At 68.7% G+C, this 8,405-nt stretch carries 8 protein-coding genes; 6 read left to right on the top strand and 2 right to left on the bottom strand.

Features of this window, described 5'->3' with window-relative positions; translation table 11 throughout:
• Positions 1-72: 72 nt before the first annotated feature.
• Entirely contained in the window at positions 73-1,296 is a 1,224-nt protein-coding gene (locus JF886_RS04540; RefSeq protein WP_337310031.1) for a TetR/AcrR family transcriptional regulator, read from the bottom strand.
• 66 nt (positions 1,297-1,362) lie between these two features.
• Between JF886_RS04540 and JF886_RS04535 the strand changes: the two genes are divergently transcribed.
• Together JF886_RS04535 and JF886_RS04530 are read left to right on the top strand one after the other, a co-directional pair.
• Positions 1,363-2,313, top strand: a complete 951-nt coding sequence (locus JF886_RS04535; RefSeq protein ID WP_337310029.1) for an ATP-binding cassette domain-containing protein — start codon at positions 1,363-1,365, stop codon at positions 2,311-2,313.
• A complete protein-coding gene (locus tag JF886_RS04530; protein ID WP_337310027.1) occupies positions 2,310-3,119 on the top strand; it encodes an ABC transporter permease in 810 nt (269 codons plus the stop codon). The genes JF886_RS04535 and JF886_RS04530 overlap by 4 nt, the downstream gene beginning before the upstream one ends.
• Positions 3,120-3,434: 315 nt before the next feature.
• Here JF886_RS04530 and JF886_RS04525 read toward each other — a convergent pair whose 3' ends face one another.
• Entirely contained in the window at positions 3,435-4,319 is an 885-nt protein-coding gene (locus JF886_RS04525) for a LysR substrate-binding domain-containing protein (protein ID WP_337310026.1), read from the bottom strand.
• A gap of 111 nt (positions 4,320-4,430) precedes the next feature.
• Between JF886_RS04525 and JF886_RS04520 the strand changes: the two genes are divergently transcribed.
• From JF886_RS04520 to JF886_RS04505, 4 genes are read left to right on the top strand one after another with little or no spacing between them, the layout of a single operon-like run.
• Positions 4,431-5,903: a form I ribulose bisphosphate carboxylase large subunit gene (locus tag JF886_RS04520; protein WP_337310024.1), complete on the top strand. Its 1,473-nt coding sequence runs from the start codon at positions 4,431-4,433 to the stop codon at positions 5,901-5,903.
• Between the two features lie 14 nt (positions 5,904-5,917).
• A complete protein-coding gene (locus JF886_RS04515; protein ID WP_337310022.1) occupies positions 5,918-6,340 on the top strand; it encodes a ribulose bisphosphate carboxylase small subunit in 423 nt (140 codons plus the stop codon).
• 29 nt (positions 6,341-6,369) lie between these two features.
• Positions 6,370-7,374 (top strand): CbbX protein, encoded by a 1,005-nt coding sequence (cbbX, locus tag JF886_RS04510; RefSeq protein ID WP_502711395.1) that lies wholly within the window; start codon positions 6,370-6,372, stop codon positions 7,372-7,374.
• A 14-nt stretch (positions 7,375-7,388) separates the two neighbouring features.
• On the top strand, positions 7,389-8,378 hold the full coding sequence (locus JF886_RS04505; RefSeq protein WP_337310033.1) for a phosphoribulokinase: 990 nt from the start codon (positions 7,389-7,391) through the stop codon (positions 8,376-8,378).
• The last annotated feature ends 27 nt before the right edge of the window (positions 8,379-8,405 follow it).

Genomic DNA, 8,405 nt, shown 5'->3' with positions numbered 1-8,405 from the left:
GTGGCGGCGCGCGCGGTCCGGGAGGGTCGGCTCGGTCCCCATCTGAGATGAGACTCGCGCAGGAGCCTCAACTCATCGTTCGGCCTCGACCGCGGCCACCTGCTGCTCGATGCCATCGAGAATGAGCGCGACGACCTGGCTCGCGCCGCGACCGGCGGTCGCGACCCCGTCCTGCGGGACTGCCGCGCTCGGCGCGCTGTCCGCCGGCGCGGTCGAATCCATGGCCACCTTCACGCAGCCGCTGCACACGGTGACGTCGTAACGATCATCGCGCTGTGAGGCACCGGGCGAGTTCCACTGCACGTCCGTCATCGTCGCCTTGATGAGGTCGCCGTCGAAGCGCACCTTCACCGAGCCCGTCTGCACCAGCGCATGCGCGGCTGCCTCGCGCGGCCGTCGCAGCGTGACCCCGACGATGCCGCTGTTTATCCGCACTGGAACGATGCCGTGCGGCATCGGCAGGACGCAGGTGACGTTGCCGCCGCCGCTGTCCATCTCGACGCCGGTGATGCGCAGCCCGGTGAGGTCGAGTGCGGTGTTCCAGGTACCGCCATGCAACTTGATGGACCAGGAGTGGTTGCGGCTCAGCTCGACAGAGCCGCGGTTGGCGCCGCGGCGGTTGCGCACCACCACCTCCCCGTCCGTGCTCATGTCGAGGGACGGCGCGCCGCCGCCGCCCTCCGACCGCGCCACCTCCACCGGTGCGTCGAGCGGCGCAGCGCGCACCAGCACGCGCCATGACCCGGAGTCGATGCGCAGCGTCATCCCGTTGCCCAGCTCCCGCGGGGCTGACGATGGGGCGGCGGTGGCAGCCGCCACCACCTGCACGATTAGCGCGAAAGCGACGCCCTCCGGGTCCGCAACGCCTGTCGGGGCAAGGAGACGGGTGAGGTCGCGGCGCAACCGGCTCTGTCGCACCACCGGGAGGGAGGCGAGCACCACCGACACCGCTGAGCGATGCTGTTGCACGACGTCCGTCAGCGCCTTACACGACGCCGTCACCTCTGCCCGCCAGCCGCGCTGCCCGTCCGGAATCTCGACGCGATCGAGCAGCGCTTCGGCGAGCAGCTCGAGCAGCTGCTCCTTGTCGCGCAGGTGCCAGTAGAGAGATGCGGCCTTCACCCCGAGGCGGTCGGCGAGCGCCCGCATGGAGAGGCCGTCAATGCCCAGCTCGTCGACCAGCGGGAGGGCGGCCTCGACCACCGCGTCGCGGTTCAGCCCTCCCCGGTCGTCTCGGCGCATGGCGTTCCTCGGGTCCTCCTGGGGGCGATTGTGGCCGATGGACAGCCTTGACATCCCTAACATCGTTAGGTCACTATAGCGCCCTGTCAGCGTTAGTGCATCGTACAACCGGAGAGGAACATGACCGCCACCATCCAAGCCGAAGGCGTGGTCAAGACCTTCGGCAAGACCCGGGCCCTGGACGGCCTTGACCTCACCATGGAGCCCGGCCAGGTGCTCGCCGTGCTCGGCCCCAACGGCGCCGGCAAGACGACGCTGATCAGCATCGTCGCCACCCTGCTCCGCCCGGACGCCGGCGTGGTCTGCGTCGGCGGCCACGATGTGGCTCGCGAGCCCGCGTCGGTTCGCCGCCTGCTGGCGCTCGCCGGCCAGAACGCCGCCGTGGAGCCGGCCATGACCGGCCGCGAGAACGTCGAGATGGTCGCCCGCCTGTTCGGCGTCCCGCGTGCCCAGGCTCGCGCCGACGCCGCGCGCGTCCTCGAGCAGCTCGGCCTCACCGATGCCGCAGACCGCACAGTGCGCACCTATTCCGGGGGCATGCGCCGTCGCCTCGACCTCGGTGCCAGCCTGGTGGGGAGGCCGCGTCTCCTCCTGCTCGACGAGCCCACCACCGGGCTCGACCCACGCAGCCGTCTCGAGCTCTGGGACCTCATCCGCGCCCTCGTGGCGAACGGCACCGACGTCCTGCTGAGCACGCAGTACCTCGACGAGGCCGACCACCTCGCCTCGCACGTCGCCATCATCGACCACGGTCGCGTCGTCGCCTCGGGCACACCGCGCGACCTCAAGCAGCGGGCGGGACGGAGCATCGTCGAGGTGCACGTGCGCGACACCAGCGACCTCGAGCGTGTCGCCACCACCCTCGCGGCCATCGGCGACGACGCGCCCGTCGTCGACGTGGCCACGCGCAGCGTGCGCGTCCGGCTCGGCGCCGGCACAGCGCAGCTCTTCGCGGCGCTGCGCCCGCTCGACGCGGTGGGCATCTCCCTCGACGAGGTGTCCGTGCGTCAGCCCACCCTCGACGAGGCCTTCCTCGCGCTCACCACAACGTCAGGGGAGGTTGCGGCATGAGCATGGTCCTGCCACCGAGAACGGCACATCCGGCGGGCCTGTTCACCTCGACCCAGCAGCTCGCCCGCCGCGTGCTGCTCAACTTCCTGCGCTCCCCGCAGATGATCGTGGTGGGCACGCTGCAGGGCGCGCTCTTCCTGCTCATCTTCCGCTACGTGTTCGGTGGAGCCATCACCACGCATGGGATCGACTACGTCAACTTCGTGGTCCCCGGCTTCATCACCACCGGCGTGCTGTTCAATGCCATGTACGCGGCGGTGGGCATGGCCGAGGACGTCGGCTCGGGACTCGTGTCTCGATTGCGCTCGCTGCCCATCCCACGAAGCGCGGTGATCCTGGGCCGTGCTCTTGCCGACACCGCCATCCAGGTGTGGTCATTGGCGATCACCATCGCCATCGGCTTCGCGGTCGGCTTCCGACTCCATGACAGCGCCGGCGCAGCGCTCGAGGCGGCGGCGCTGGTCGTGCTGTTCGGCTTCGTGTTCGAGTGGCTGTTCATCCTCATCGGCATGGTCGGCGGCTCCGCTCAGGCCGCCCAGGGCTTCGCGCTCATCGTGTTTCCCTTCACGTTCATCTCCTCCGCCTACGTCCCGGTGGCGTCGATGCCGACATGGCTGCAGGGCTTCGCCGAGAACCAGCCGATGACCGTCATGGTCAACGCGGTGCGCACACTCACCCAGGGCGCGCCTGCGGAGGCCCTGGTCGGCCACCCGGCGTCGTACTTCGTGGTGCGGGCTCTGCTGTGGTCGGCCGGCCTCATCGCCGTGTTCGCGCCCCTGGCTGTCGCCACGTACCGCCGCGGCTGACCAATCAGAAGATGACGTTGCGGCGGATCGTCGGGTCGACGACGCCGACCGTGGTCTTGCCGCACCAGTGGCACACGAAGCTGAGCAACCGCATGCCCTCCTGGGCCACGGATGCACTGGGCCAGCCGCACCGGCCGCAGGTCACCATTTGCACGCGGCGGGCGCCGGTGTCGGAGCGGTCGTCGGGGCCCGCCGAATCGCCCCCTGTCGCGGGCTGACTCGGCGGCGGTTCCATGAGATCACCCTGTGTGACGTGTGACCGTGTGGTTCAGCATACGTCTGCCCGGACCCGACGTCACCCGTGTGACCGCGGCGTCACCCCTCGTCGGTCGGCACGAAGCGGCAGCGCTCGACGAGGTACGTGAGGAACAGCGACGCGCTCTCCGGGAGGCGCTCCTCGGCACGGGTGACGACGTGCCAATCCCGGCGCAGCGGGACGTCGGGCGCCGCGACGGTGACCAGCCGGCCGGCGGCGAGCTCAACCTCCACCGCCTCGCTCGAGATCAGGGTGATGCCGAGGCCCACCGCTGCGGCTTCGCGGATGGCGCCGTTCGAGCCGAGAGTCAGGCTCGCCGGCTCGATTCCCAACGCGGCGAGGTACTCCTCGGTGGTGGCCCGAGTGCCGGACCCGCGCTCACGGAGGAGCCACGTCTGCCCCGCCAGCGCGGCAGCGGTCAACGAGGTGCCGATCCCTGGAGCGGCGACGATCACCAGCTGGTTGGGCCGCGCCGCGCGCGACCGCAGCAGGCGCGCTGCCGGCGGCCGGCCGGCCACCACCAGGTCAACCTCGTGAGCATCAAGACGCTCCCAGACGTGGCCGCGGTTGGCAACCTCCAGGCTCACCTCGGCGGTGGGATGGAGCTCTCGAAAGCCGGCGATCGCGGCTGGCAGAAGATGCTCACCCGCCGTGGTCACCGCGGCCATCCGCAGGCGTCCCCGTGCCTGGACGCCGGTGGTCGCCGCCGCGGCCTCGTCGAGCATGCCGTGGATGCGCCGCGCGTAGTCGGCGAGGACACGGCCGGCGTCGGTGAGGCGCAGACCGCGGCCGTCGCGAGCGACGAGGTCGACGCCGAGCTCGCGCTGCAGAGACGCCAGCACCGCGGACACGGCGGGCTGGGTCACGAAGAGCTGCTCAGCCGCTCCCTTCACCGAGCCGGCGCGAGCCACCTCGAGAAGCGTCGCCAGCTGGCGCAGTGTCATAAGTGCAGCCTACATAGTCGTCAATGGAAAATCAATTGACATTGATGCGAACGGAGACGACCATGGCCCGCAGGCGACGATCGATTCCGCCGCCGAAGAGGAGACAAGGCCATGGCAGTCGCCGAACCAACACCGGCCCAGGCGAGCCCGCCGGCCGACGATCGCTGGGCATCCGGGGTCATCCCCTACAAGAAGATGGGCTACTGGGAGCCCGACTACGAGCCCAAGCCCACCGACATCCTCTGCGCGTTCCGGATCACTCCGCAGGAGGGCGTCGATCCCGAGGAGGCGGCGGCCGCGGTCGCCGGGGAGTCCTCGACGGCGACGTGGACGGTGGTCTGGACCGACCGGCTCACCGCCCACGAGCATTACCAGGCGAAGGCGTACCGGTGCGACCCGGTCCCCGGCACGCCGGGACAGTTCATCGCGCTGATCGCCTACGACATCGATCTCTTCGAGGAGGGGTCGATCGCCAACCTCACGTCCTCGATCATCGGCAACGTCTTCGGCTTCAAGGCCCTGAAGGCGCTTCGCCTCGAGGACATGCGCATCCCGCCGCACTACGTCAAGACGTTCCAGGGCCCGCCACATGGCATCGTCATGGAGCGCGAGTACCTCAATAAGTACGGCCGCCCGCTCCTCGGCGCCACCACCAAGCCCAAGCTCGGCCTCTCCGCGCGCAATTACGGACGCGTGGTCTACGAGGCGCTGCGCGGCGGCCTCGACTTCACCAAGGACGACGAGAACATCAACAGCCAGCCATTCATGCGCTGGCGCGACCGATACCTGTCGTCGATGGAGGCCGTCAACAAAGCGCAGGCGGTGACCGGTGAGATCAAGGGCCACTACCTCAACGTCACCGCCGCCGACATGGAGAGCATGTACGAGCGTGCCGACTTCGCCAAGCAGCTCGGCAGCGTCATCGTGATGATGGACCTCACCGTCGGCTACACCGCGATGACGTCGATGTCGAAGTGGGCGCGCCGCAACGGCGTCATCCTCCATCTCCACCGTGCCGGTCACGGCACGTACACACGGCAGAAGACGCACGGTGTGAGCTTCCGGGTGATCGCCAAATGGGTTCGCCTGCTCGGTGTCGACCACGTGCACGCCGGGACGGTCGTGGGCAAGCTGGAGGGCGATCCCAACATGATCCGGGGCTACTACGACACGTGCCGCCAGGGCTACACAGCGGCCGATCCCCAGAAGGGCCTGTACTTCGACCAGGATTGGGTCTCCATGCCGGGCGTCATGCCCGTCGCATCGGGTGGAATTCACGCCGGCCAGATGCACCAGCTCCTCGACTACCTCGGTGAGGACACGGTGCTCCAGTTCGGCGGCGGAACCATCGGGCATCCCATGGGAATCGCCGCCGGCGCCACCGCCAATCGGGTGGCGCTCGAGGTGATGGTGCAGGCGCGCAACGAGGGCCGTGACTACGTCAACGAGGGCCCCGACATCCTCAAGGCTGCCGCCAAGTGGAGCCCGGAGCTGCGCGCAGCTCTCGACGTCTGGGGCGAGATCAGCTTCAACTACGAGTCGACGGACACACCCGACGTGGTGTCCACGCCGACGTCGGCCTGAGAGGAGACAACACGATGCGCATCACCCAGGGAACGTTCTCCTATCTTCCCGATCTCGACGACGAGCAGATCACGGCCCAGGTGCGGTACTGCCTCGACAACAACTGGCCACTGTCCGTCGAGTTCACTGACGACCCGCACCCGCGCAACTTCCTGTGGGAGATGTGGGAGCTGCCGATGTTCGACATGAACGACGCCTCGGCGGTCCTCTTCGAGATCAACCGCTGCCGCGAGGCGCACCCCGATCACTACGTCCGGCTCAACGGGTATGACCGCACCCTGGGCCGGCAGACGACGGCGCTCAGCTTCATCGTCAACCGGCCGGCCGTTGAGCCGGGCTTCCGCCTCGAGCGCGAGGAGGGACCCGATCGCCAGGTCCGCTACGCGCTCCACGCCTACGCCACCGACAGTCCCGAGGGTGAGAGGTACCGTAAGTGATGGCGCCCGACGGCCGGAGGCGCTTCGGGATGACCCCGCAGAACGCCGCCGCCGGCGCGCCCGACACTGCACCGGCTGCGGGCGACGACACCGCGACCGACGCCGCCGCCACTGATCAGGTGCTTCCCGAATGGGACGCTGATGCCCAGGTCGACATGGGCGCGCAGCTCGCCGAGGCCCGAATCGCCGACGTGCTCGAGAGCCTCGAGCACGACCTGGTCGGCCTCGAGCCGGTGAAGACACGCATTCGCGAGATTGCGTCGCTGCTGGTCATCGATCGTCTCCGCCATGGTTTCGGCCTCGAGTCCGAACGGCCGTCGCTGCACATGTGCTTCACCGGCAGCCCCGGCACCGGCAAGACCACGGTTGCCATGCGCATGGGCGAGATCCTCAACCGTCTTGGCTACCTCGCCAAGGGTCACCTCACGAGCGTCAGCCGCGACGACCTGGTCGGCCAATACATCGGCCACACCGCGCCGAAGACGCGCGACGTGCTCAAGCGCGCCATGGGAGGCGTGCTGTTCATCGACGAGGCGTACTACCTCTACAAGCACGACAACGAGCGCGACTACGGCGCCGAGTCGATCGAGATCCTGCTCCAGGTGATGGAGAACCAGCGCAGCGACATCGTCGTCGTGCTCGCCGGCTACAGGGATCGCATGGACACGTTCTTCGAGAGCAACCCGGGTATGCAGTCGCGCATCGCTCACCACATCGAGTTCCCTGACTACACGGTTGACGAGCTCCTGCAGATCGCCACCCTGATGCTCGACCAGCAGCGCTACCGATTCTCCCCGGGGGCGGTCCAAGCCTTTCGTGAGCTGCTCGACAGGCGCATGGCGCAGCCTCGGTTCGCCAACGCGCGCAGCGTTCGCAACGCCCTGGAACGGTGCCGCCTGCGCCAGGCGAACCGTCTCGTCGGCGCCGGCGGGGCGGTGGGCCGCGACGACCTGATGCTCATCGACGAGGCCGACGTGCGCAAGAGCCGGTTGCTGTCCGCCGGGCAGCCACCCGACGCGGTGGACACCGCGTGACCGCCGACGGGGTCATGCCTGACAAGGCGATGGCCATTCAACGCGCGGCGTGGGCGGACGACCAGGTCGCGCTGCGCCCTGTGATGCTCAGCATCGCCGGGGACAGCGCCGCGGGCAAGACGACGCTCACCAAGGGATTGGTCGAGGCTCTCGGGAAGGAGAACGTCACCGCCGTCTGCGTCGACGACTATCACCGCTACGACCGCGAGGAGCGGCGCAACCTGCCCTTCACCCCACTCAACCCGAAGTGCAACTACATCGAGATCATGGAGCAGCATCTCCAGCTGCTCGCCAACGGCCAGCCCATCCTCAAGCCGAAGTACGACCACAGCACCGGCACCTTCGGTCGCCCCGAGTTTGTCGAGCCGCGCCGGTTCGTGATCATCGAGGGGCTGCTGCCCCTGCACACCAAGCTGGGCGAGGCCTGCGCTGACGTCAGCGTGTACCTCGACCCGCCGGAGCCGATCCGCGTCGCCTGGAAGGTCGCCCGCGACTCCAGCAAACGTGGCTACTCGCGTGAGCAGGTCCTGGCTGAGCTGGAAAGACGGGAGACGGAGTCCGTCGAGTTCATTCGCCCGCAGCGCGCCAAGGCCGACATCGTGGTCCGCTTCGGTTCGCTCAAGCAGACCGCAGACGGCCACGGACACGACCACGACGAGCCGGACGGGGAGCCCACGCTCAGCGCCATGCTCCTGTTGCGGCCGACCGTGTCCCACCCCGACCTCTCATCGGTGGTCACCGACGAAAATCGCCGGGCCATTCACCTCAAGTTGATTCGTGACGACGATGGCAAGCCCGTCGACGCGCTGCACATCCACGGGCACGCTCCACCCGCGTTGACCCGCCAGGTGGAAGAGGCGCTCTGGCGCGGCCTGGGTTTCGGCGACGACGCGGTCCTGCCGAGCGGGATCGGGTCCATCGAAGGCGTTCGCAACGAGCCGCTGGCGGTGACCCAGCTGATCCTCGTCTATCACCTCCTGCAACTGGCGGCAGAACGGCGCTGAGCCCGGCCCGGCCATGAACCCGCGGGC

It is taken from the genome of Candidatus Aeolococcus gillhamiae (assembly GCF_016464765.1).
Taxonomy (GTDB): Bacteria; Chloroflexota; Dormibacteria; order Aeolococcales; family Aeolococcaceae; genus Aeolococcus; species Aeolococcus gillhamiae.
Note: the sequence above shows the minus strand (reverse complement) of the source record. Positions and strands in the feature narration are given on the sequence as shown.